Below are 25,827 nucleotides of genomic sequence, written 5' to 3' on the forward strand. Positions count from 1 at the left end.
GGGGGACTCAACCAATGAAAAAGTTTTTAGCTCTTTTTCTAACAGTATTTATGGTATTTGCTCTAGCTGCATGTGGCGGCGGAAATGAAGGGGCAAACGAAGGTGAAAACAATGAAGGTGAAGGCACAGCTGACACTGGTGAAGTGAAAACAATCCGTGCTGGTATCGGATTAAATGATGCTCACCCACAATACAAAGGTCTTTTACGTTTTAAAGAAATCGTTGAAGAAAAATCAAATGGTCAAATCGTTGTTGAAACGTACCATAGCGGACAACTTGGTGACGACCGTACGATGACTGAAGCATTACAATTAGGTACTCAAGAAGTTGTTATTCCTTCTACAGCACCATTAGCAAACTTTGTTCCTGAGTTCAGCGTTTTTGATTTCCCATTCTTATTCCCAAGCGAAGAAGTAGCTGACGAAGTATTAGATGGTGAAGTTGGTCAAAAATTCTTAGGTATGTTAGAGCCACAAAACCTAGTTGGTTTAGCTTACTGGGAAAATGGTTTCCGTCAAGTTTCTAACAGCAAGAAAGCAGTTGCAACTGCAGCTGATTTCAAAGGCTTAAAATTACGTACAATGGAAAATGACTTACACTTAGAAGCGTTCCGTGCTTTAGGTGCTAACCCAACTCCAATGGCGTTTACTGAGTTATTCACTGCAATGCAACAAGGTACAGTTGATGGACAAGAAAATCCATTTGCTACAATTTATTTATCAAAATTCTATGAAGTACAAGATCATGTTTCAAATACAAACCATATTTACAGCCCATTCGTATTCTTAATGAGCAAATCGTTCTTTGATGGATTAAATGATGAGCAAAAGCAAATCGTTCAGGATGCTGCTACTGAAGCAGGTCAATACCAACGTGAATTAAATCGTGAAGCAAATGCTCAATACCTTGCAGATCTTCAAGAAGCTGGTATGACATACACTGAAATCACACCAGAAGCTCACGCAGAAATGAAAGCTTTAGTTCAACCTGTAATCGACAAGTACGCTGAAAGAATTGGTCAAGAAACAGTTCAAGAAGTATACGATGCAATTGAAGCTGCATCTAAGTAATAGCTAACTAATAAAGGACTTTGGGGAGGAGGATTCCTCAAAGTCCTTTTCTCTTAAAGGTGTGTAATGGCATTGCTGTGCCTAAAGCCCGGCATTTGCCGGGTTTTATTATTTTATTCTACGTAAAGAGGAGATCAAAATGAAAATCATTCGATGGTTTGATCGACATATTGAAGAAGTAGGTCTCGTTCTATTTTCTTCTATCATGGTAACAGTCATTTTTGTACAGGTTATTGCGAGACTTTTAGATAATTCCCTTTCTTGGTCTGAAGAGCTAGCAAGATATTGTTTTATTTGGCTAGTTTACTTAGGCATTAGTTATGGCGTAAAGAAAAATCGTCATATTAAAGTAGACGTTGTATTGTTATTACTTAAAGAAAGAGGAAAAATCATTTTAAATATCATAGCAACCCTGCTATTTATGGTTTTTGCACTATTTGTGATTAGATACGGCTACGATATAGCTACAAAATTATTATCTTTTGGCCAAACATCTCCAGCGCTTGGCATTCCTATGGGTCTTGTATATATGGCTACACCAATTGGTATGGGATTAACACTTATTCGTTTAATCCAAAATCTTGTAGAGTATATTAAAGCCTTATTAGGAAAAGGAGAAGTTGATAATCGAACTGAAGCTGAAAGACTTAAGGATAGTGTCCTTGAATAATCTAGGGGGTTTATAAAATGACTGCTGCAGTCTTATTTGGTAGTTTTGCACTACTATTACTTTTAAGTGTTCCCATTGGGATTTCAATAGGTTTAGCAACACTTATTACCATCTTTTTCTCAGGTACCCTACCAGTTGAATTTTTGGCGAAGGAATTGGTAACATCCGTAGATTCTTTCCCACTAATGGCTGTTCCTTTCTTCATCCTTGCAGGAGAAATTATGGGTAAGGGTGGAATTTCAGAGAGACTTTTTAATGTTGCAAATGCGTTAGTAGGAAATAGAACAGGTGGATTTGCCATTGCTACAATCGTAACTTGTATGTTCTTTGCAGCAATTTCAGGATCAGGTCCTGCTACTGTTGCTGCAATTGGTGGGATTATGATTCCTGCTATGGTGCGTCAAGGATATGATAAAAAGTTTGCTACTGCTGTTGTAGCGGCAGCAGGTTCAATTGGGGTCATTATTCCCCCTAGTATTCCAATGGTTATTTATGGTGTAACAGGTAATACGTCTATTGGAGATTTGTTTATTGCAGGTATTGTTCCTGGAATTTTAGTTGGTCTTTCAATGATAGTTTGGGCATATTACTATTCGAAGAAAAAGGGCTATAAAGGTCTTGAAGAACCAACTTCACTGAAAAAAGTATGGAAGGCAACATGGGATGCAAAATGGGCATTATTAATTCCGATTATCATTTTAGGTGGAATTTATGGTGGGTACTTCACACCAACTGAAGCTGCTGTAATTGCTGTTGTATATGGTCTATTTGCTTCAATGGTGCTGTACAAAGAGCTGAAATTTAAGGAATTACCTAAAGTATTAATTGACTCTGCATTAACGACCGCTACGGTGTTAATCATTGTTGGAACAGCAACTGCATTCGGACGTTTCTTAACAATCGAACAAATTCCAAATAAAGTTGCAAATGCGATGATGTCAATTTCAAGTGAACCAATCATCATCATCTTATTGATTACAGTACTTTTATTATTCGTTGGTATGTTTATGGATACATTAGCAGCGATTATTATCTTAACACCAATCCTGTTACCAATTGCGATCCAAATTGGTTATGACCCAGTTCACTTTGGTATTTTAATGATTGTTAACCTGGCGATTGGATTCTTTACTCCACCTGTTGGTGTAAACCTATTTGTTGGGTCAGGTATTTCTGGGGTTTCTATGGGAGCATTATCACGTGCGGTTATGCCATTCGTAATTGCAATGTTAATCACTTTGATTTTCTTAACGTTTGTTCCACAACTGTCATTATTTTTAGTCGGACTAGGCAAATAAATTTTACTTGATGGAGAAAAGGGTGTGACCAATGAATAACATTGATGTGTTTACGTTTGGGGAAACAATGGTTCTTTTTCAAGCAGAGCAAATGCTTCCGCTTGAATATGTTCACACCTTTCCAAAACTAGTAGGCGGTGCCGAATCAAATGTAGCGATAGGTTTAGCTAGACTAGGTCATTCGGTTGGGTGGTTTAGTAAGCTAGGTGATGATCCATTTGGTCGCTATATTCATAAATTTATTCGTGGGGAAGGTGTAGATACATCTTCCTGTCTTTTTACAGAAAAAGCGCAAACCGGCCTGCTTTTTAAGGAAAGGTTATCACCAGAAGATGTTAATGTGTACTACTATCGAAAAAATTCAGCGGCAAGTTTAATGGAGCCGGCTGATTTAAATGAAGATTACATATCACAAGCAAAAATTCTTCATATCACAGGAATTACTCCTGCTTTAAGTGAATCATGCTATCAAACCGTGATGGTCGCGATTCAAATTGCTAAAAAACATAAGATGACGATTGTTTTTGATCCAAACTTGAGATTAAAGCTTTGGTCGGCCGAAAAGGCTAAGGAAGTTTTTAATGAAATTGCGTCCCATGCAGATGTGATTTTACCAGGACTTGATGAAGGCCAGTTTATGACTGGTAAAACCGAGGTAGAAGATGTAGCTGTTGCCTTAATGGGTGAACAAGATAAGACGATTATTATCAAGCTTGGAAGTAAGGGTGCTTATTTGCACACTAAACATGAGAAGGCATACATTGAAGGTTTTCCTGTTGATCGCATTGTTGACCCAGTTGGGGCAGGAGACGGATTCGCTGCAGGCATCTTAAGTGGACTTTTACGAAACGATCCATTACCGGTAGTTGTCAAAAGAGCAAATGCGATTGGGGCAATTGTTGTTGGGGTAAGTGGAGATGTAGAAGGATTACCAACACTACCTGCCGTTGAGAGATTTATGGAGCCGGCTTCAGGTTCGCGCGACGTAAAACGATAAGGGAGGAATACGGACGATGAAAAAGTGGGAAAATCTTATCCGTTTGAAAGAATCTGGTCTAGTAGCAGTTATCCGAAGACCGAAGGAATCACAAATTCATGGAATTGCTGAAGCACTCGTAAAAGGTGGAGTAGGTGCATTAGAAATTACGCTCGATACACCTGGTGCTTTGCGTATGATCGAAAGCTTAAAAGAAACGTTTGGTGATAAGGTGTTAGTTGGAGCTGGAACAGTACTTGATGCCATTTCTGCAAAATCGGCGATTGATGCTGGAGCAGACTTTATTTTTTCACCAACCTTTGATATAGAAACCATTCAAATCACAAATCGATATGGAAAAATCTCAATTCCTGGAGTCATGACACCAACTGAGATTGTTGGGGCGTATTCGGCTGGTGCGGATTTATTAAAAGTCTTCCCAGGTGACTCTCTAGGCATTGATTACATAAAAAATCTTAAAGGTCCACTTCCACATATCCCGATGATGCCAACAGGTGGAGTGAGTCTAGATAATGTAGAAGCATTTATTAAGAGTGGGGCGATCGCGGTTGGAGCTGGTGGAACACTTTTAGATAAAAAAGCAATTGAAGAAGAACGCTATGATGTGTTAACTCAAATTGCTGAACAGTTCATCGCGAAAATTCAAAAAGCTCGCCGAAGCTAAACAGTAAAGTGAGGGTACAAACATGAAGATTACAAAATTTGAAACTTTTATTGTTCCGCCTAGATGGCTGTTTTTAAAAATTGAAACTGATGAAGGAATTGTTGGATGGGGAGAACCAATTGTAGAAGGGCGTGCTTCAACTGTGAAGGCTGCAGTTGAAGAACTAAGTGAGTACTTAATAGGTAAGGATCCATTGCGCATCGAAGACCATTGGCAAACGATGTATCGCTCTGGTTTTTACCGTGGTGGTCCAATTTTAATGAGTGCTATTTCAGGAATTGATCAAGCCCTTTGGGATATCAAAGGGAAATATCATAATGCCCCTGTGTATGAACTAATGGGTGGGGCTTGTCGTGATTCTGTTCGTGTGTACTCGTGGATTGGTGGAGACCGTCCAAGTGATGTTGGAAAAGCAGCGAAGGAAGCGGTGGAAGCTGGCTTTACAGCTGTAAAAATGAACGGAACGGAAGAGCTACAATATATTGATTCTTATCAAAAGATTGATGAAGCGGTTGCTCGAATTGCTGCAGTACGAGAAGCGGTTGGTGAATATGTAGGAATCGGAATCGATTTCCACGGCCGTGTTCATAAACCGATGGCAAAAATTTTAGTAAAAGAATTAGAGCAGTTTAGACCTATGTTCATTGAAGAGCCAGTTTTACCTGAAAACAATGAGGCCCTTCGTGAGATTGCTCGTGCAACGAATATACCAATTGCAACTGGTGAAAGAATGTTCTCAAAATGGGACTTTAAAAAGCTGCTAGAGGATGGATATGTAGATATCATTCAACCTGATTTATCTCATGCTGGCGGAATTACTGAGTGTAAGAAGATCTTTGCAATGGCTGAGGCTTATGATGTTGCGGTTGCACCACATTGTCCATTAGGACCAATTGCCTTAGCTTCTTGTTTACAAGTAGATGCAACCTCGCACAATGTATTTATCCAAGAGCAAAGCTTAGGTATCCACTATAACCAAGGCAGTGATTTACTAGATTATTTACATGATAAGAAAGTGTTTGAATATAAAGATGGGTATGTAGATATGCTTCATCAACCGGGCTTAGGCATTTCAATTAACGAAGAATTTGTAAGAAAGCAGGCAGAGGAAGGGCATAATTGGAAAAACCCTGTATGGCGTCATAAGGACGGTACAATCGCTGAATGGTAAGATGACATGACAATATTTATACAAGTTGTACTCCCTGTTTTACTCGTGTTTTTAGCCGGTTTTAGTATTCAAAAGTGGAAAAGGCTTGATATTAAGCCTCTTTCTACTGTTGCCATCTATATATTAACTCCATTGCTCGTGTTTTACACGTTTTATACAGCGGAGTTAAATCAGCAGTATGCGATGATGGTTCTATTTTCCGGACTGCTATTATTTGGGTTAATTATTATTAATATTATCTATTGTAAAATTCGTAAGCATGATGCTTCAGTTGAAAGCGGACTAATTTTAGGTACTGCTTTCATGAATGCTGGTAATTATGGAGCACCGATTGTTTTATTTGCCTACGGAGAAGTAGGCTTTGCCTATGCGGTATCATTTCTTGTTTTACAAGCTATCATTATGAACTTTTTTGGCGTGTACTATGCTGCTAGGGGACAGGCTGGGGTTAAATTTGCTTTAAAAGCCGTACTTGAAATGCCTGCTACCTGGGCAGTTTTACTTGCTCTCCTATTTAACTTAGGGAATATGCCAGTACCTGATTATATTTTATCAGTTGTTAAGCTTGTAGGTGATGCTACGATCCCTGTGGTGATGGTTATTTTAGGGATGCAGCTAGCAGAAATAAAGCTGAAAAGTATGGAGTGGGACAAAATATCCTTTGGGGTTATCGCAAGATTATTTCTATCGCCACTCCTTGCATTTGGATTATGCTTAATCCTCCCACTGGACCCACTTCTTCAAAAGGTACTCATTCTTTCTGCCGCGATGCCATCTGCTGCAACAACCGTTCTTTATGCGGTTCAATATGACACAGAACCAGATCTTGTCTCGAGCATCACATTAATTACAACCTTAATCAGCATCATTACAATTACCCTATTACTGATTATATTAGGATAAACAATATCGAAGGAGTGTCCGAAAACATGAGTCATTTTAAAGTGCTTGTAACAGATTATGAATATGAAACATTTGCTCCTGAAAAGGAAGTTTTAGATAAGCTTGGTCTTGAGCTTACATTTGCTCAATGTCGCACAGAGGATGATGTGATTGAAGCCGCTCGAGATGCAGATGCTCTAATCAATCAATATGCTCCTATATCACGAAGGGTAATTGAAAGTCTTGAAAAATGCAAGGTGATTTCACGTTATGGAGTTGGCTTTAATACTATCGATATTGAAGCAGCAACTGAAAAAGGAATTATCGTTGGAAATGTCACAGACTACTGTTTAGATGAAGTATCTGATCATGCAATGGCCTTAATCCTATCTTGTGCACGTAAAGTAACGTTAATGAACAACGAAGTAAAAAAGGGTAACTGGAATTTCAATGTTGCTGTTCCGATTTTCCGTTTAAGAGGACGTACTCTAGGGCTCGTTGGCTTTGGAAACATACCTCAAACAGTAGCTAAAAAAGCACAGGCTTTTGGCCTGGATGTGATTGCTTTTGACCCATATGTTCCTGAGGAAGTTGCAAAACAAGCCAATGTTGAATTAGTCACACTTGATGAACTATGTGAGCGTTCGGACTTCATATCCGTCCACGCACCACTAAATCAGCATACTCAAGGTATGATTAGCCATGAGCAATTCAACAAGATGAAAAAAGAAGCATTCATCATTAACACAGCTCGTGGCCCAGTTATTGATGAAGCGGCTTTAATCGCGGCTCTGCAAGAAGGGAAAATAGCAGGAGCAGGATTAGACGTGGTAGAGGTGGAACCAATCGAAGCGACAAATCCATTATTACAAATGGACAATGTAATTCTTAATCCACACTCTGCATTCTACTCTGTTGAAGCTGAAACTGAGCTGAAACGTAAAACTGCTGAAAACGTAGCAGATGTACTATCCGGCTACTATCCAACGTACTTAGTGAACAGAGATGTGAAGGTTAAAGTGAGTTTAAAAGATAAAGAATAGGCTAAAAAATATACTTAACAACGCCAATTTATTATAATTAAAAGGAGACAATAACCATGGACAATCGTGTTAGCAAAACAATTACTGTAAACATTACAGAAGATGTAACCATTGTTGAAGTAAGTAAAGCCACACAAAAATACAACTCAGAAATCTACCTTAAGAAACTAGTAAACGGCACTCCACACGAAATCAACCTAAAAAGCTTCCTTGGACTCATCACACTCCAACTGAAAAATGGTGACAAACTAACCATCGAAGCCGAAGGAAATGATGCACAGGCAGCTGTAGACGAAGTAGCAAATTATCTTTCTAAGGAATAACAAACTATATATTTTACTTTTAAATAGGAGGATGAAAAGATGAAAGCAAGATGGCTAATAAAAATCCATCATATCCATGCAATACTTGTAGGCTTGCTCCTACTATCCGGCCTAAGTCTTTTCATTCAACCTGTGCGCACATTCTTCAACGAATGGAAAATTCCCCTAGTGGCGATTCACACATGGATCGCCCTTTTTTATATCATCATTGTCCTACTCTCACTAAAAAAAGCAATCAAATACACGTTCAAAAAACCAACCTTAAAGAAGTTTAACGTACACTTCATCCTTGGCCTATTTCTAGCCTGGAGCCTATCAGGAGCGATCATGTATTTCCAAGCCCATTTTCCAGTACCAGTTCGAAACACAGCCGTAACTATACACGATACAGTTACCTGGATTGCGATTCCATGGCTACTTATTCACAGCATCGGACACACTCTCAAACTAGAAATCCCTTGGCCTCTATGGTGGAAACGACATGCGAAAAAGCCTGAATGGGTTCAAGAAAATCGACTACAACGAAGAGACTTTATTAAATCTTTGTCCTTAATAACAATCATGATTTTCATCGGTGGCTGGCTAAAATGGCTAACACCTATGCTGCATGCTTCAAACGAAACCAATCGAAGAAGAGGCTATTTTCGCATTTACAATGTAACAAATGATTACCCACGATATGAAAACAATGATTGGAGTCTCACCATTGACGGACTCGTTGAAGAGAAAAAGGTACTCACTATCCAACAAATGAGGCAGCTAAAATGGAATACCATTATCGATGATTTTCACTGTGTAACTGGCTGGAGTGTGAAAGGGGTCGAGTTAACAGGTGTGTATATCAGAGATTTATTTGAAGCACACGACATTAAGCCTAAAGACAAATACATCACTGCTTATTCCGGAGATGGCGTGTATTTCGACACCTTTACGTTATCACAACTTGTGGATGAGGAAGCCATGCTTGTCTTTGAGTTAGATGGTGCTCCACTTAAGAAGGCCCAAGGCTATCCTTGTCGTTTATACCATCCAACCATGTATGGATATAAATCAGTTAAATGGATTGAGCGACTTACAATTACTGATGAACGTGATTATGGCTATTGGCAGCAGAATGGAGATTATGATTTAGATGGTTACTTATAGGCCAATAAAAAAATGGTTGCTTCCACTTTTGTCAATCATCATAGGGCTGGCGATAGGATATACTGTGTTTCCAAGTGAGCAGCAGCACCGTTTGCAAGTGTGGGAAAAGGCTTTGGATATCTATGAAAATGACAACTATGCAATTGAAACGGTGTATTCAAGGGATGACCAACTCTATTCATCTAGTAAAGGGACTTGGACGAACAATCGTGCTAGCTATGATGTATCAACTCCTGTATCTGATGACACAAATTTCAATTTTACAGTCTACTTTATGGAGGATAAAATATATGTGAATAGCGGTGAAGAGTGGGTGTATGGAGAAAGGCCACATCGTTTAATACAAGAATTCATTCCACTAGACCAACCATTCACATGGGTACGAGATCTTTTGAAAAATGCTGATGAGATTATGATTGAGAAGGCAGATTTTGCGGTAATCTATCGAGCTTATTTTAAGAATTTTAATGATATCGAATTTAGAGGTGTTAGGTTAGAGGAACAAAAGAATACGACACTTGAGATGACTATTTTTAATGGTCAATTGGATACGATTGAGTTAGATGCCGAGCCTATCAGACCTAAAACAGTTGGTCCACTTGTTTCCTATCCAGAAAAACTAATATATCGATTAGAATTTAAATCTTCTGATATAACAAATTTGGAACTACCAGCTGATGCTAACACATCCAAGGAGCTTGAATAGATATATTCTAAAGATGTTGAGTATTTTAAATAATAATGGTAGAATAGTAATTGACTAAATGTCTAGCAGTCATTAGTCAATTTTTAAATTAATTCTATCTAAGAAGATAAAGAATCAAACTATAGATCAAACCTAATAAAATATTTGGTAAATGGAAGAACAATAAAAAAGTCTTACCCATGGCCTAACTTCTTAATTTGAAGTTAGGCCTTTTTTATTATTATAGATTCGGAGATGAAGTAATTATTATGATTAATACTAGCGAATTTCGAGAGGATTTGGCTTATTTAAGTAGTTCATTGAGCAAACGTCTAAAACAAAAATTTGGCAAAGGTCCAGAAACGTGCTTTGCTTCTTTAAAAGATGATATGTTAAGTATTCATATTAAGAAGTTTATTACACCTGCTGAAGAAGTGTTAATTGGGAGTGAGAATACTAATCTGGCTTTAAAGTTCCGTTCCGTTATCATGAAAGCCATCCTTACTGAATTTATAGATGAGGTCATGAATGAGTATCAAATACAAATAGAAAATGCATTTCATGACTGGAATTATGAGAACAATAGTGGAATGATTTTATTTAAAATAAATCAGCCCGTATCTTCTGGAGATGAATATCAATTCTTTGCAGGGAATAGGGTTTTAAAAACCCTTCAAGATGTAACCTCGAATATTCATAAAGTGCCAACTAATTGCAAACTAATTCGATTAAATGGCAATCTTTATGTCATCGAATGTCAAGAGATTATGTTGGATATTGAAAAGGTTTTATTTAAGAAAGGGTATGAGGAAATCTTAATCGAACGGTCGAATGAGATTAAAAATAGTTATACCCAGCATATTCCTTTATTTGAAGAGGCTCTTGGACGCGGAATAGAAAGTATATTTATCATGTGGGACTATGACAATGATAACGGGTATGTATTACTAAGTTTAATGTAATAGATACAAATTCTCATTCGAATTGCAAGGTTATACGAGTATTTCGTGTCTCTCTTGCCTTTTTTTATGGAAAAAAATGTATTTTTACGATGATTTGTCCATACTAAGTAAAAAGTGTATCGAAGGAGAGGTTTGGTGGGAGATCATGGAGCTAAATGATAAGTTAACGTATATAAGTAGTTACTGCAGTAAAGCGTTAAGGAAAAACTTTGGCAGAGGACCACAATCATGTCAATCAACACTTAATAAAAATCATTTAGTTCTCCATGTAAGGGGTTTTATCTCACCTATGGAAGAAGTGCTAATTCAGCAGAAGCAGTCTGATTATGTTGAAAACGCTAGAAATGTTATCATTACCCATATATTAGAAGAGCTAAAAGGTGTTGTTCAAGTAACCTTAGATGTCGAGGTTGAAGAATACTATCAAGATTGGAACTTCCCCAATAACTCCGGAATCATTATTTTGGTACTTGAAAAAGAGGTTTCACATTCAGAGATTGAAATCGAGTATGATAAAGGAGAATTTGAAAAAGAAATTGGGAGAATAAGTGCTTTAGTTCAAAAGGTACCAAACTGCATCAATTCGATACCGATATCACAAAATATAGTCCTAATTGAAAGAATAGGAATCCTAATTCCTATTGAAAAGGCATTAATATCAAAAGGCTTCTCACAAGAGCTAATCGTAACGAAGGATGAGTTAGAGAAATCATATTTTCACCGTTACGGAAAGTTTGAAACGATATTTAACAAAAGCATAAGAGATATTTTTATTGACTGGAATTTAAAAGAAGATAAATCCTATATGGGTTTTATTTTAGGCTAAATATTATATTATAAGGGTATATCTTGTAAAAGTCTTGATGTTGTAAGAATATTCAAGTAAAATTAAAGTTGGATGTAAGGATTGAAAGCCTTTGTCACTTTATTAAAATCATTTAAATCAAATAAAAATTTGGAAAACGGTGTACTAAACAGTAACATCTATATAAATTATTGTGTTAGTCATTATGCCAAAGAAAAATAGAAAATTCCTCTATTTTTTCTTTGGCTTTTATTTTTTTTATAAAGGATTCGAAAGGAAAATGTTAAATGTATGATGTCAAATGTTGTTGATAAACTAAGAGACGCACTTTATACATTAGATGAGAACTGGTGCTTTACCTATCTGAATCCTGCAGCTGAGAAACTACTCCTAAGAACAAAAGAAGAGTTATTACAAAAATCAGTTTGGGATGAGTTTATAGAAGTCCAAGTACTTCATAAAATGTTTTATAAGGCAGCGGAAACAAAATCAGAAGTTGAATTTGAGACTTATTATGAACCATTAAAAACATGGTTTGATGTCCGTGCCTATCCTTTTGAAAAAGGGATTGCTGTCCAATTCAGGGATATTAATAGAAGGAAAAAAGCACTTGAAGAGAGTAGAGAGCATCATCGGTCCTTGTTTGAACATAACCCTGATGCTGTTTTCTCTTTTGATTTGGAAGGGAATTATCTATCCGTAAATAAAAGTTTTGAAAAGTTATTAGGTTATACGATGAATGAATACCTGAGCATGAATTTTGATCCTCTAGTCGTCCCCGAAGACTTAGAAAAAGCGAGTTTTTATTTTAATCTAGCAGCAGAGGGAAATCCACAAGAGTATGAGGTCGCTTGTCTTACAAAGACAGGGGAAAGAATAGAAGTTAGTGTAATTAATGTACCTATTATTGTGGGTGGTGCAATTGTTGGAGTTTATGGGATTGCAAAAGATATTACCCAAACTAAGAGGGTAGAGCAAGAAATGAAGGAGAGAGAGGCTAGTTTAAATCTAGCACTTCATATCGCCAAGCTAGGTAGTTGGACCTGGGATCTAATAGAAGATAAGATCATTTGGTCTGAAGAGCTATACCAAATCTTTGGAGTGGAGACTAACTTAGAAATCACCTTAGAAACATTACTACAATATGTTCACCCTGAAGATAGATTATATATGAAAAATGCTATCGAGGATGCATTAAAAGGAAAACCGTTCTACATAAACTATAGGATCATTAGATCAAATGGGGAATTACGCTATATTGAAGCACTTGGGGAACTATTTTATGATGACAATAAAAAGCCAGTAAAGTTTATAGGAACTACACAGGATGTTACAGAGAGAAAGCTAGAACAAGAGAAGTTAAAAAGAAGTAAAGAATTATACAACTTAATATCTGAAAACTCACAGGATATTATTATTTTTACGGATCAATGCGGCATTATTCAGTATGTATCACCTGCCATTGAACCTGTTCTTGGATATAAGTCAGATGACTTACTAGGTAATGTAAGAGAAGATATCATACACCAAGATGATTTAAGTCATTTTAAACAGATTTATAAGAAAGAAAAAGAAGTTTCTGTTATACGAGTTTTACATAAGAATGGCCATTATGTTTGGATAGAGGCATCCATTAAATTTATTACTAATGAAAATGCAAAAGATGAGAAGGTACTTATCATCGCCCGTGATATTACTGAACGTGTGGAAGCGAAAGAGCTAATGGTAAAATCAGAAAAGTTATCAATGGCTGGCCAATTAGCGGCAGGCATTGCACATGAGATTCGTAATCCACTTACAGCCATTAAAGGTTTCTTAAATCTAATGCAAAATGGCTTTAATATGGAAAAAGAATACCTGGACGTTATGGATTCAGAACTAGTTCGAATTGAATTCATCCTAAATGAACTTCTTCTATTAGCGAAACCAACAAAGCATAGCTTTGAAAACAAGGATATAAATTCAGTTGTGCTTCATGTAGTCAAGCTGCTGGAAACAGAAGCGAATCTTAAAAATATCTTATTTAAGACAGAACTACATAATGATGAAATCTATATTAATTGTGATGAAAACCAATTAAAACAAATATTTATTAACTTTATTAAAAATGGTATTGAGGCAATGCCTACCGGTGGATTAATGACAATTAACACTTATCTTGAAAAGAATCATGTTGTTATTGACATTAAAGATGAAGGCTGTGGCATTCCAAAGGAAAAACTGATAAACATAGGTCAACCTTTTTTCACAACGAAAGAGAAGGGAACAGGTCTAGGGTTGGCAGTAAGCTTTAGTATAATTGAAAATCATAAAGGCGAAATAGATATCGATAGTGAAGAGGGGAAAGGCACGAGTATTTATGTGAAGTTTCCACTCGTTCATGAAATAGTTATAGGATAGCCGTTGCGAAGGCTATCCTATTTTTTATTTAAGTTACCAACAATTTATTAACAAATTACACACAAAATAATCAAATTACTCACAAATTATTAACAGAGTTATCCACATTTTTCATGGTTACTAACAGGTTTATCCACATAATGTTGTGAATAACTAACTTTATACACAGGTTATTTACTAGTTTACTTAATGGTCTGTTGATTTCTTTTGATGGTAAAGTAAAAAAAGATGGTACCGCCAAAAAGCACAGCTACTATGAATGCAAACATACCAACCCCAATTTCATCAATCATGGTGAATAGGTAAAGGGCTAGGAAGAAATCAATAAAAATCCCAGACAAAAGTAAAAGTTTAATGTTCATTTTATTTACTCCTTTTTGTGGAAATACTGTTAGTGTTTGTTTCAAAGACCCTATCGTATTCATCTGGTACTAAAAAATACTGGATTCATTGTAGTAAGATGATTATAATTATGTAGTCAATAAACGTTAAATTTACGTATATTAAATAGTTGTAATTTATAGATGAGAGGATTAGTTGAATGAGCTTAAATAATGAAGTATCAAGTAGACGTACCTTTGCAATCATCTCCCATCCCGATGCAGGGAAAACGACGATGACTGAAAAGTTACTTCTATTCGGAAATGTAATAAGAGAAGCTGGTACGGTTAAAGGGAAAAAAACAGGAAAGTTTGCTGCTTCAGACTGGATGGAAATTGAAAAGAAGAGGGGAATCTCAGTTACATCAAGTGTAATGAGCTTTCCATATCATGATTTTCATGTAAACATTCTAGATACCCCTGGACACGAAGATTTCAGTGAAGACACGTATAGAACATTAACAGCAGTGGATAGTGTTGTGATGATCATTGACTCAACCAAAGGGGTTGAGCCACAAACGATTAAGTTATTTAAAGTATGCCGAATGAGAGGAATTCCAATCTTCACGTTTATTAACAAGCTAGACCGTGATGGGAAGGAGCCTTTAGAATTACTTTCAGAGCTTGAAGAGGTTCTTGGAATTGAGTCTTACCCTATGAACTGGCCAGTAGGAATGGGTAAGGGGTTACTTGGAATCTGGGATCGCTATAACTCTGAGTTTGTTCATTTCTTAGGTGATGAAAAGGAAGAGCGTATGGGTCTTGATGAGGTAGGTCGTTTAGGAAATGACTCTCTATTTGACAGTGTTCGAGATGATTTAAGCTTACTTGATGAGGCTGGTAACCAATTCGATGCTGAGCGCGTCATCGCGGGTGAATTAACGCCTGTATTTTTCGGTAGTGCACTTGCAAATTTCGGAGTTCGTTCATTTTTCGATACGTTCCTAAACTTTGCTTCTCCTCCTAGACCTAGGAAGGCAGATGAAGGGTTAATACCACCAAATGAAGAGAACTTTAGTGGCTATATCTTTAAAATCCAAGCGAATATGAATCCGGCTCACCGTGATCGTATTGCATTTTTACGAGTATGTTCAGGTAAGTTCCAACGTGGAATGAGTGTTCAAGTTAGTCGTACAGGTAAGTCAATCAAATTGAACCAGACCCAACAGTTTATGGCAGCAAGCCGAGAAACGGTTGAAGAAGCGTACGCTGGTGATATTATTGGAATTTATGACCCTAACATTTATCAAATCGGGGATACGTTAACAGAAGGAAAAGACCCAATTACCTATCGTGAGCTTCCGCAGTTCCCACCAGAGATTTTCCGAAAAGTGCGCGTGAAAAACGCAATGAAAGGAAAGCAGTTTAAAAAGGGAATTGAGCAACTTGTTCAAGAAGGTGCGATTCAATTATTTAAACAAGAGTTAACAGATGAATACATTCTAGGTGCAGTAGGGCAACTTCAATTTGAGGTATTCGAATACCGAATGAAGGGTGAATACGGAGTCGATATTGAATTTACACAACTTGGCGATCGAATTCCTCGTTGGTTAACAGCACCACCTAAAGACCGCCGTTTATTTGATTCACGAAGTCTACTCGTGCAAGACCGTCATGATCGTTTTGCTGTTCTTTTTGAAAATGACTTTACGCTACGCTACTTTACAGATAAGAACAAGGACATCGAGTTAGTGGATTTATTAGAGTCGAATGATTATAAGAGTTTATAGGTTAGGGAGTCAGTCTCTTTTATAGGGGCTGATTTTTTTGTAGGGAGAGTAACTTATGTGGAGTTTAATTTATGCGACCTCATTTCGCCAAAAACACTAGTTTTATATATATAATTTATATATAGTGAAATAAGAGGTGATACAAAGTGGAAGCAACTGAAACTAAGTTAACAATCGAAGAATTTCATCGAAAATTAGCAGTATCTTGCTTTAATAAGGTTTGGGATCTTCTTGAAAAAAAAGAACGTACGCAATCTGAGATTGATTCTATGATACATATGGCACATACTTCGCGTTATCACTGGGAGATGATTGGACAACCTGTAAATCTATCACGTGGTGAATGGCAAATCTCAAGAGTGTATAGTGTTTTAGGGAGATTCGAACCGTCATTATACCATGCTAAAAGAAATCTAGAAATTTGTCTAAGAAACAATATTGGTGACTTTGACCTTGCATTTGCTTATGAAGCACTAGCGAGGGCTTACAAAGTTGGTGGAAATGAAGTAGAAGTGGAAAAGTATAAACAGCTAGCTATTGAAGCGAGTAAGAATATTGAAAAAGACGGAGACCGAAAAGTAGTACTATCTGATTTAGAAACAATATGATAACAAATTAGCATCGACCAATCAAAAATGGTCGTTTTTTTTATATTCTAAAAAGCGATGTGTTTTGAATAGATGAATGGATTGTGTACAATGGTTCTAGTGGAAACAGGAGGTGAACGACTTGTTAAAAAGATTACTCATACCATTTGCATTAGCTTTGGTACTAACAATCATCCTACAAACCTTAAATATAAATGAGGTTGCTATATATATAATCGTATTTATCACGATATTCGCCGTTCTCTATGTTCCTATGTTTTATATATCATTTTTCTCAACTAATATAGAAGCAATTGACAGGTTTCTTGCTGAACGCAAAAAGCACCCACAATATGGTCTATATTATGGACTAGCCAATGACGACCGCCAACTAGTAGAAGCTTCCATGGAAAAAGTGTTAAAAAGGTATAAGCAACCAGCTGCGCAGGCGATGTTTAATGTCATTTTTGCCTTATATAACAAGGATACCAATGAGGCAAGGAAATACATAGACAATATAAAACAACCCGAATATAAAAAGTATTACGAAGCTGGCATTGCAATAGAGGAAAAGGATTATGAAGAAGCTCAAAGAATTTCGACTGCTTTACAAAAAGACTGGATGAGAGAAGCCGTTTTGGCAGAGGTTCACAAAGGGAAAGGAAACCTAAAAGAAGCTAAAGTACATGCCAGAAATGCTTTGGTTGGTTCAAAGGGACTTCAAAGATATATGTTTCACAAAATATACAACAGAGATTATACAAATCTAGACTCATAAAGGGGAGAGTGGAATGTCAAAAACCATTGGATTTATTGGGTGTGGAAAAATGGCCCAAGCGATGATTGAAGGCATGATTCGATCAGGTCTTGTGAAACCAGATCAAATTATGGCTAGTGCAAAAACAGAGAGTACATTGCAACATGCATCAAGCGAGTTTGGTATACAAGTGACCACAGATAACGTTGAGGTAGCGAGAAGTGCTAACTTCCTATTTTTAGCCGTAAAGCCTAATCTGTATGGTGAGATCATCGAAGAAATAAAACATGAAGTTCAACCAAACACAATAGTCATAACCATTGCGGCTGGTATTAGCTTAGACTATATGGAGAAAGCTTTTGAGAGAGACATTAAGGTAGTGCGTTCAATGCCAAACACTCCATCACTTGTTGGTGAAGGGATGAGTACCCTCTGTAAAAATAATAAAGTGACCGACGAGGATATAGTTGAGGTTATTGCACTATTTGAAAGTTTCGGCAAGGCTGAGGTCATGGAAGAAAAGCTCATGGATGCCATCCCAGCAGTAAGTGGATCCTCACCAGCATATGTTTACTTGTTCATTGAGGCCTTAGCGGATGGAGCCGTATTACAAGGAATACCGAGGGATAAGGCTTATCGACTTGCTGCACAAGCAGTACTAGGCGCAGCAAAAATGGTCTTAGAAACAGGTCAACATCCTGGGGAACTAAAGGACGCTGTTTGTACACCTGGTGGAGCAACGATTGAAGCCATTGCTACATTAGAAAAGAATAAATTTCGGGGAACCATTTTATCTGCTATGGAGAGTTGTACGAATAAATCAAAAGCATTATCTGGGAAGTAAGTTTCAGACATCGACACCACTTATGGTGGTGTTGGAGTCAAAATAAATATTGGATTCGGACTTCATAAAAATACATGAGGAAACGAAGTCAGAATAAGCCAGGGATTCGGACTTCGCCAATCATAAACGAGTAAAAGAAGTCCGAATAAGCCAGGGATTCAGACATCGCCACCCCTAATCGAGCAATGGAAGTCCGAATAAGCCACAAATCCAGACATCCCCATCCTTAATGGAGCAAACGAAGTCAGGATAAGCAAGGAATACATACATCCTCACCCCTAATTGAGTAAACGAAGTCCTAATAACCCCCCCATTCAGACCAAAAATCTTACTCTCCTTCTCCTTGATCCATCACCTTATAGATGAACGATACAAATTAGTGTCTTAAATTGACGAAAACTCCTTCTGTAATAATTGAAACATGACCAAGCACTGGACCGTCAAAGTACATGAATAGAAAAAACATCCTAGTCTCTACCTCTTACTGTTTGTAACTTTTTGGTAGTTACATAGGCATAAAAAATCGATACTTTAATACATTTATTTAGGTATTGTTCACCAGAAGAATGTACTTTTACGGGGGAATGAAATTGAAGAAAATCGTAACATTGTTAGGTAGTGTAGCAGTATTGTCTGTTGGAATTGTTTTGACAATACCGAGTATAACTTCTGCTCTAGATATTAAAGCAAAGACTCAGAATCACATCTATGAAGCAAGTAATCACTTAACAAAACACACTGCCTTTAGAGAAAGAGAAAAAGTCGAGATTAATTACAGTTTAGTAGATCCACGTGATAATAGTATTGTGATGGACTTGGATTCATTAAGGGAGGAGTCCGCAGACTATGAAACTCAGGTGAAAAAACTAGTTAGGGAATTAGCACAGAAATACGACCAACCGATGATACCGACAAAACTTAATAATCAGGGTGAGATTATTCCTGGTCAAAACCGTGTGGTATTAGATGAATCTCAACTACTAACAAGACTCCTTCAAAAACCTACTCTATTTGGAAAACACATTGAACTACCCCTAACTGAAGAAGCACCTAATATTACAACCGAATCTATTCAAGGAATCGAAAGTCACGTGATTAGTAGCTACACAACTTCGTTCAACCCTAATGTGAAGGGGAGAACTACTAATATAGCTTTGTCGGCCGCAGAAATAAATGATATTGTACTAGGTCCTGGAGATCGTTTTTATTTCAACACGATCGTTGGTAACTCCACAAAAGATAAAGGGTATCAGCTTGCACCTGTAATTATCAATAAGCAGTATTCAGAGGATTATGGTGGTGGGGTTTGTCAAACGTCATCTACTCTGTATAATGCCGTTGATCAGGCTGGTCTAGAAATAGTAGAACTTCATCACCATTCAAAAGAAGTAGGTTATGTACCATTGGGACGTGATGCGACTATTGCCTATGGCGGAAAAGACTTTAAGTTTATGAATAATAAAGAGTATCCTATTTTGATTAGAACAATCTTCGACCAACAAGCAGGCACTCTTGAAGTTCAAGTCCGAGCGGGTGTTCAAGAGGTGGCTAGTAATTAAAAAGAGGGTGGCAGGTATATCCTGTCACCCTTAGCTATTTATTCAGTTGGACCAACATATTTGGACTGAGGCCTGAATATCCGATTATTTTCAGCTTGTTCAAGCAAATGCGCAGTCCACCCAACAACTCTACTAGCTGTAAAGGTTGGGGTGAATAATTCTGCCGGCATATTAACTGCTCTCATCACAGCTGCGGCATAAAATTCAACATTTGTATAAAGTTTACGGCCTGGCTTGTATTCATCTAATAGTCGAATAGACATTTCTTCTACATGAAGGGCCAGATCTAACCAAGGGTCCTGACCTGAAAGTTCTTGTGACACTTTCTTTAAAGCGACCGATCTAGGATCATGTGTTTTATAGATTCTGTGACCAAAGCCCATGATTTTTTCCTTGTTTTCAAGCTTTGACCTTAACCATTCCTCAGTGTTTTCAATAGTACCGATCTCATCTAACATGGCTATTACTTCACTCGGTGCGCCACCATGAAGAGGACCTTTCATTGAACCAATTGCTCCAGTAATGGCAGAGATAAGATCCGATTCAGTTGATAAAACAGCTCTAGCCGAAAAAGTAGAAGCATTCATTCCATGCTCTAATGTAAGAATCATGTACGTACTTAATGATTTAACATGTGTAGATGAAGGGAGTTCTCCATTTAGCATATACAAGTAGTTAGCTACATGGTCTAACGTATTTTTTGGCTTTGGAAAGTCAGTCCTATTTATACTGTGATGACGATAAGCTATGATTGTAGGGATTATTGCGATTACTTGTATTGCTTGGTTAACGTCTGGTTTCCAGTCAAACGATGAGTCTCCCAATGAAGACACCGCAGTTCGTAAAACACTCATCATTCCAGTATCTTTAGGTAAAAGATTGATGATTGAAATGATATGGTCAGGTATATCTCGGGATTTTTTCAGTTTTAATGAAAAATGTTCAAGTTCTTCTTCCGAAGGCAAGGTTCCATAAAGAAGTAAATAAGCAACTTCCTCAAAAGAGTAATGAATTGCTAAATCCTTTGCCTCAAAACCTCTATATAACAATCTTCCATTTTCACCGTCAACTAAACTAATTGCCGTTTCAGCAGCGATTACCCCTTCTAATCCAGTCACAGATGGCATCTAAAATCACTCCAATAAGGTATTTGTTACTTTTACTTTACAACATTTAGGTGATTATTAATAATAAATAATATGAGTGTTATTGATTAAAATTTATAATCGATTGGAGATGGTGGAATGGATTTAAAAATCTTAAAAACTTTTATAACGGCAGCTAAAAATGAAAACTTTCATGAAACAGCAGAAAAACTTTATATAGCACAACCAACTGTTACCGTTCATATTAAGCAGCTTGAAAATTTAGTAGGAATTGAATTGTTTGAAAGAAAAGGACGAAATATATTTTTAACAACAGCGGGTAAACGGTTTTTACCTTATGCTCAGGAAATCATCGCAAAATATGACACTGGAATTCAAGACTTAGAGAATTGGAGGCAGGGGTATGATCGTAAGATGACGTTAGCAGTTTCACCTTTAATTGCCGCTTCCGTCCTACCGAGTTTACTTAGGGTTTTCTTAAAAGAACATCCAACCATCGAAATTGAGTGTAATGTAATGGAGTCCGTTCATATTGCAGAAGCGGTTCAAACGGGGAGTGTTGATTTTGGCCTATCCAGAATGCAATCAACTCTCCCATCCATCGAAATCGAAAAGCTATATGATGACCCTGTCATTCTAATAGCACCACATGATGGAGGTGATCTCGAAACAGCACCACCATTAGACCCGGAAGAAGTAGTCTATAATAATATTATTTTTTCACACAATCACCCAGAGTATTGGGATGACTTACTTTTTCAAATAAGACAAATCAACCAAAGAGCAAGGTCGATGGTTGTGTCACAGGTAAATGTTACAAAGCGTTTTATCGAGGAAGGGCTCGGCATCTCCTTTTTACCTTCATCGACAGTGAAAAGAGAGTTACTTGAAGGAAGGGTACTACATGTTAACGTTGATTCGATTTTGTTACCCATGGCTTCCACCTATTTATTATGTAAGAGAAAGACTGAAGAGACAGAGCTGTTTACATCTTATTTGAAACGGTATTATCCATAAACCTAGGGGTAGCCTAGTTTATGTGTCCTGATTTCCCGGATTTGGGTATTTCCGGTCACGTAAACTGATTTACGTTACCCCATTTCCCGGATCGGGCAATTTCCCGACAAGTAAACTGATTTACGTACCCCTATTTCCCGGATTGGGCAATTTCCCGACACCTAAACCAATATACGTGCCCCCATTTCCCCAAAATGCCCATTTCCCAGAACGTAAAATATATGTACCCTCGCCACCAGCAAGTATAAAACCTGCCAACAAAGTTGACTCTATACTTGTTACTATGTGATTCGGAGGAATACAGGGTGGAGAGAGAAATTGGTGCACATGAGTTATTAAAAATACATGAGGTTATGCAAAAGCTTAAGGACGGTATGAACCTATATAACCTATATCTACCGCATATTAAAAACGAAGACTTTGCTCGTTTGGTAGAGTATCAACTACATTTTACAAAGTCAGAATGCAAGATGTTTTTAGATGAACTATGCTCTCCAACTGCTAACGTATGTACGTATGGTATGTATACAATTTTTGAACCCACGTATGGTTATAAATCAATAACATTAGGATCAGACAACAAGTTTTCAGAACACGAAATTTCAAGTAGTTTATTAGCTCACTGCAAATCAACAGCTATCGTCAAAATGTCAGCTGCACTTGAATGTGCAAATCCCGATCTACGGCAGTTAATGGTGCAAAGCAGTACTAATTCAGTACATCAAGCCTATGACATTTGGAGATTTATGAATGCGCAGGGATACTATCAGGTGCCTGTTTTTCCGGAAGAAACAACTGAAGTCATCATTCAATCTTTTAAAAAAATGTATCCGTAAACACAAAAAAACGACTCTCATTAGAGTCGATAATATACGCGAGGAGTGTGCCATTTATGCCGTCTTATCACTGTTTCTCAACCTGCAAAGCTACAGGTGGGTATCCGCATAATGTCGTCCATTTTCCTCTCGCTTGCAAGGCATAATGTTCTTCATTCCTCTCTTGGATTCCCTAATAAATCGCATCGGTTGAAACAATGACCTTAACGAACATAACAGCATCTCTTGTTAAGTTAATATTATCAAATCTGAACTTGTTGCAAAATAGTGGGTTATTTCCAAAAAATCAAACGTTTGATGAATTTGGATATATCTTCATAGATTTTTGGAAAGATTAATAATAGCTTGTCATATACTTAAACAAAAACAGAAGGGACATAGACGGATGAATAGGTTATTCTCTAAAGTGCCGTTGATATGGCTCTCGATTTTATTATTAACGTTAAAAACCTACATAGTGACCAAGCTGGTTTTTGAGCTAGATATTGACTCTTTTTCACAGGAATTGATACTAGCATTAAGCGCACTTTGCTCAAGTGTTATCTTGCTTGGCTTAGCGTTGTTTGGAAAAAAGCAGCACCAATTTATAAAGATAATGTTTCTCTATAGTTTTGCAACCATTATTCTTTATATAAATGTTCTGTATTATCGCTTTTTCAATGACTTTATCACGATACCTGTGTTATTTCAGTCAAAAAATTTGAGTGATCTATGGACGAGTTTAGTTGAACTTAACAGTCTATTTGATCTATTTATCTTTTTGGATATCGTCATCCTAGCAATGCTTTATAAACGTAAGCAAGAAAGAGTGGAAATGACGATTAATAAAAAGAAGTTTATGGTCGTAACGTGCGTGTTGATTTTTATAAGCTTAGTCTACGCCCATGCAGAGAGACCGGAGCTTTTAACAAGATCATTTGACCGAAAATTATTGGTGAAAAATCTCGGAGTGTATGCGTACCAAGGTTATGACTTCTTGTTGTATTCGAATACAAAAAGAAGAATTGCTTTCGCAGATAGTGACAAGCTCACAGAAATTGTTAACTATGTGAATGCCAACAAGGAAAAGCCAAATGAAGACTTGTTTGGAAAAGCAAAAGGGAAGAATTTATTCCTCATTTCCTTAGAATCAACTCAGGATTTTGTGGTTAATCGGGAGATAGATGGACAGGAAATTACACCTTTTCTTAATCAGTTAATCAAAGAAAAAGGGAGTTACTATTTTTCAAACTTTTATCATCAGACAGGTCAAGGTAAAACTTCTGATTCAGAATTTATCGTGGAAAATTCTCTTTATGGTTTGCCAAGAGGAGCAGTGTTCTTTTCGAATCCTCAAAATAAATATCAATCATTAACAAACTATCTAAAGGATGAAAAAGGCTATTACACTTCAGTATTCCATGCGAATAATAAAAGCTTTTGGAATCGTGATGTAATGTATGAGGCAATTGGCTATGATCGATTCTTTTCTGACTTAGATTATTGGATAACCGAAGAAAATTCAATAGGATGGGGATTGAAGGATGACCACTTCTTCACACAATCAATCCCGCATTTAAAGCAATTACCACAACCCTTTATGGCTAAATTTATAACATTAACGAACCACTTTCCTTTTTCGTTAAGTCAACAGGATGAAATTATACCTGAGTGGAACTCAAAGGATGGAACGGTGAACAGATACTTTACGACGGTAAGCTATCAAGATGCAGCATTACGGAAATTCTTTGAACAATTAAAGGCAGCAGGTCTATACGAAAACTCAATCTTTGTTATTTACGGTGACCATTATGGAATATCAGATAATCACAATACGGCGATGAGTCAATTTTTAAATACAACCATTACTCCATATGAGTACATTGAATTGCAAAAAGTACCCTTGATTTTTCACTTTCCAAAAAGTCATGAAACAAAAACCATTACTTCTGTTACAGGTCAGATTGATTTAAAACCTACGATATTAAACTTAATGGGTATTTCTGAGAAATCTGATATTCAATTTGGCTCAGACCTCTTTTCCGAAGAAAAAAAGGATAATGTGATCATGCGTGATGGAAGTGTTGTAACAAATACCTATGTCGCCACAGGTAACAAATGCTATCTGAAAGAAACTGGGCAAGAAATCCCATCCGCAGAATGCATGCCACTCCTCTTAAAAGCTAAAAAAGAGCTGAGCTATTCTGATCGCGTGATTTACGGCGATTTATTGAAGTTCTTACCTAGTTACTATGAAGGTACTGATAAGTAGGAGGCTTGGCCTTGGGGTTGAGCCTATTTTTTTGAAAAATCAAAAATGCTTTTATCGGTAATGTTTCAGGGGTTCAACGTGTTTTATAGCCGATTAATGGTTTTATAGGTAATTTATCAGGGGTTCAACATTATTTATAGCCAATAAATGCTTTTATCGGTAATGTATTAGGGGTTCAACGTTTTTTTAGCCGATAATTGGTTTTATCGGTAATTTATTATGGGTTCAACATTATTTATAGCCAATAAATGCTTTTATCGGCAATGTATTAGGGGCTCAACGTTTTTTTAAGCCGATAAATACTTTATCAATCTATGTTATTAGACCCAATATTTTTTTAGGTAGTTAGATCCGTTTATACGGTAACTGAAAAAGATCAAAATAAACAAAACACGCTAGACTCATAGTAGTCTAGCGCATTTCGTAATTGAATTTTTTATTGGTTAGTATCCTCCTCCAACATAAGAAGCACCAATGATGATTAGAAGGATGAAAAGCACAACAATTAACGCAAAGTTATTTCCATATCCACCTGTGTAACCCATGAAACAACACCTCCTTTTAGCAAGGATAGAATAGTATATGGTGTGCTCCAGGGTTTTGTTAGGGACATACATGGAGTCTTATGAAAAATGGTCGTCTAC

General features: G+C 37.0%; 25 protein-coding genes and 1 other RNA gene. 22 read left to right on the plus strand and 4 right to left on the minus strand.

Annotated features, from left to right (window positions below; translation table 11 throughout):
• The first annotated feature begins 14 nt into the window (after positions 1-14).
• The 14 genes from J2Z26_RS01000 to J2Z26_RS01065 all read left to right on the plus strand — a co-directional run bounded on the left by J2Z26_RS01000 (position 15) and on the right by J2Z26_RS01065 (position 14,116).
• Positions 15-1,070, plus strand: coding sequence for a TRAP transporter substrate-binding protein (locus tag J2Z26_RS01000; RefSeq protein WP_193534359.1), 1,056 nt, complete (start codon positions 15-17; stop codon positions 1,068-1,070).
• Between the two features lie 139 nt (positions 1,071-1,209).
• Positions 1,210-1,740 carry a TRAP transporter small permease gene (locus J2Z26_RS01005; protein WP_193534358.1) on the plus strand — a complete coding sequence of 177 codons (531 nt, stop codon included), beginning with the start codon at positions 1,210-1,212 and terminating at the stop codon, positions 1,738-1,740.
• A gap of 17 nt (positions 1,741-1,757) precedes the next feature.
• The gene (locus J2Z26_RS01010; RefSeq protein ID WP_193534357.1) at positions 1,758-3,038 is read left to right on the plus strand and encodes a TRAP transporter large permease; all 1,281 of its coding nucleotides are present in this window, start codon (positions 1,758-1,760) and stop codon (positions 3,036-3,038) included.
• A gap of 31 nt (positions 3,039-3,069) precedes the next feature.
• Positions 3,070-4,035, plus strand: coding sequence for a sugar kinase (locus J2Z26_RS01015; protein ID WP_193534356.1), 966 nt, complete (start codon positions 3,070-3,072; stop codon positions 4,033-4,035).
• A 16-nt stretch (positions 4,036-4,051) separates the two neighbouring features.
• Positions 4,052-4,699: a bifunctional 4-hydroxy-2-oxoglutarate aldolase/2-dehydro-3-deoxy-phosphogluconate aldolase gene (locus J2Z26_RS01020; protein ID WP_193534355.1), complete on the plus strand. Its 648-nt coding sequence runs from the start codon at positions 4,052-4,054 to the stop codon at positions 4,697-4,699.
• A gap of 22 nt (positions 4,700-4,721) precedes the next feature.
• Entirely contained in the window at positions 4,722-5,870 is a 1,149-nt protein-coding gene (gene dgoD, locus J2Z26_RS01025; protein WP_193534354.1) for a galactonate dehydratase, read from the plus strand.
• A 6-nt stretch (positions 5,871-5,876) separates the two neighbouring features.
• Entirely contained in the window at positions 5,877-6,773 is an 897-nt protein-coding gene (locus J2Z26_RS01030) for an AEC family transporter (protein ID WP_193534353.1), read from the plus strand.
• Between the two features lie 26 nt (positions 6,774-6,799).
• Positions 6,800-7,795 carry a C-terminal binding protein gene (locus J2Z26_RS01035; RefSeq protein ID WP_193534352.1) on the plus strand — a complete coding sequence of 332 codons (996 nt, stop codon included), beginning with the start codon at positions 6,800-6,802 and terminating at the stop codon, positions 7,793-7,795.
• 56 nt (positions 7,796-7,851) lie between these two features.
• A complete protein-coding gene (locus tag J2Z26_RS01040; RefSeq protein ID WP_193534351.1) occupies positions 7,852-8,118 on the plus strand; it encodes an HPr family phosphocarrier protein in 267 nt (88 codons plus the stop codon).
• A gap of 39 nt (positions 8,119-8,157) precedes the next feature.
• A complete protein-coding gene (locus tag J2Z26_RS01045; protein ID WP_193534350.1) occupies positions 8,158-9,264 on the plus strand; it encodes a molybdopterin-dependent oxidoreductase in 1,107 nt (368 codons plus the stop codon).
• Positions 9,251-9,970 (plus strand): hypothetical protein, encoded by a 720-nt coding sequence (locus tag J2Z26_RS01050; RefSeq protein ID WP_193534349.1) that lies wholly within the window; start codon positions 9,251-9,253, stop codon positions 9,968-9,970. The genes J2Z26_RS01045 and J2Z26_RS01050 overlap by 14 nt, the downstream gene beginning before the upstream one ends.
• A 248-nt stretch (positions 9,971-10,218) precedes the next feature.
• Positions 10,219-10,911, plus strand: coding sequence for a Na-translocating system protein MpsC family protein (locus J2Z26_RS01055; protein ID WP_193534348.1), 693 nt, complete (start codon positions 10,219-10,221; stop codon positions 10,909-10,911).
• Between the two features lie 145 nt (positions 10,912-11,056).
• Entirely contained in the window at positions 11,057-11,737 is a 681-nt protein-coding gene (locus J2Z26_RS01060) for a Na-translocating system protein MpsC family protein (protein ID WP_193534347.1), read from the plus strand.
• A gap of 270 nt (positions 11,738-12,007) precedes the next feature.
• Complete coding sequence (locus J2Z26_RS01065) at positions 12,008-14,116, plus strand: PAS domain S-box protein (RefSeq protein WP_209794273.1); 2,109 nt, start codon at positions 12,008-12,010, stop codon at positions 14,114-14,116.
• 182 nt (positions 14,117-14,298) lie between these two features.
• Here the strand turns inward: J2Z26_RS01065 and J2Z26_RS01070 are convergent, their stop codons facing one another.
• On the minus strand, positions 14,299-14,478 hold the full coding sequence (locus tag J2Z26_RS01070) for a hypothetical protein (RefSeq protein ID WP_193534345.1): 180 nt from the start codon (positions 14,476-14,478) through the stop codon (positions 14,299-14,301).
• A gap of 179 nt (positions 14,479-14,657) precedes the next feature.
• On the opposite strand from J2Z26_RS01070, the gene J2Z26_RS01075 reads away from it, so the two are divergent.
• From J2Z26_RS01075 to J2Z26_RS01095, 5 genes are all read left to right on the plus strand, one after another.
• On the plus strand, positions 14,658-16,226 hold the full coding sequence (locus J2Z26_RS01075; protein ID WP_193534344.1) for a peptide chain release factor 3: 1,569 nt from the start codon (positions 14,658-14,660) through the stop codon (positions 16,224-16,226).
• Positions 16,227-16,372: 146 nt separating this feature from the next.
• Positions 16,373-16,834, plus strand: a complete 462-nt coding sequence (locus J2Z26_RS01080) for a hypothetical protein (protein WP_193534343.1) — start codon at positions 16,373-16,375, stop codon at positions 16,832-16,834.
• A 121-nt stretch (positions 16,835-16,955) separates the two neighbouring features.
• On the plus strand, positions 16,956-17,591 hold the full coding sequence (locus J2Z26_RS01085) for a hypothetical protein (protein ID WP_193534342.1): 636 nt from the start codon (positions 16,956-16,958) through the stop codon (positions 17,589-17,591).
• Positions 17,592-17,604: 13 nt separating this feature from the next.
• The gene (gene proC / locus J2Z26_RS01090) at positions 17,605-18,414 is read left to right on the plus strand and encodes a pyrroline-5-carboxylate reductase (protein ID WP_193534341.1); all 810 of its coding nucleotides are present in this window, start codon (positions 17,605-17,607) and stop codon (positions 18,412-18,414) included.
• 590 nt (positions 18,415-19,004) lie between these two features.
• The gene (locus J2Z26_RS01095) at positions 19,005-19,973 is read left to right on the plus strand and encodes a VanW family protein (RefSeq protein WP_227413576.1); all 969 of its coding nucleotides are present in this window, start codon (positions 19,005-19,007) and stop codon (positions 19,971-19,973) included.
• Between the two features lie 38 nt (positions 19,974-20,011).
• Here the strand turns inward: J2Z26_RS01095 and J2Z26_RS01100 are convergent, their stop codons facing one another.
• Complete coding sequence (locus J2Z26_RS01100; RefSeq protein ID WP_193534340.1) at positions 20,012-21,100, minus strand: citrate synthase/methylcitrate synthase; 1,089 nt, start codon at positions 21,098-21,100, stop codon at positions 20,012-20,014.
• A gap of 117 nt (positions 21,101-21,217) precedes the next feature.
• On the opposite strand from J2Z26_RS01100, the gene J2Z26_RS01105 reads away from it, so the two are divergent.
• Complete coding sequence (locus J2Z26_RS01105) at positions 21,218-22,096, plus strand: LysR family transcriptional regulator (protein WP_193534339.1); 879 nt, start codon at positions 21,218-21,220, stop codon at positions 22,094-22,096.
• Positions 22,097-22,401: 305 nt separating this feature from the next.
• Positions 22,402-22,932, plus strand: coding sequence for a spore coat protein (locus J2Z26_RS22355; RefSeq protein ID WP_193534338.1), 531 nt, complete (start codon positions 22,402-22,404; stop codon positions 22,930-22,932).
• A 43-nt stretch (positions 22,933-22,975) separates the two neighbouring features.
• Here the strand turns inward: J2Z26_RS22355 and ssrS are convergent.
• Positions 22,976-23,157: non-coding RNA, 6S RNA (gene ssrS / locus J2Z26_RS01115), on the minus strand.
• Positions 23,158-23,317: 160 nt separating this feature from the next.
• Here ssrS and J2Z26_RS01120 point away from each other — a divergent pair.
• A complete protein-coding gene (locus tag J2Z26_RS01120) occupies positions 23,318-25,183 on the plus strand; it encodes an LTA synthase family protein (protein WP_193534337.1) in 1,866 nt (621 codons plus the stop codon).
• A gap of 443 nt (positions 25,184-25,626) precedes the next feature.
• On the opposite strand, the gene J2Z26_RS01125 is transcribed toward J2Z26_RS01120, so the two are convergent.
• Positions 25,627-25,728, minus strand: coding sequence for a YjcZ family sporulation protein (locus tag J2Z26_RS01125; protein ID WP_193471469.1), 102 nt, complete (start codon positions 25,726-25,728; stop codon positions 25,627-25,629).
• Between the last annotated feature and the right edge of the window lie 99 nt (positions 25,729-25,827).

The organism is Cytobacillus luteolus, assembly GCF_017873715.1.
Lineage (GTDB): Bacteria > Bacillota > Bacilli > Bacillales > Bacillaceae_L > Bacillus_BV > Bacillus_BV luteola.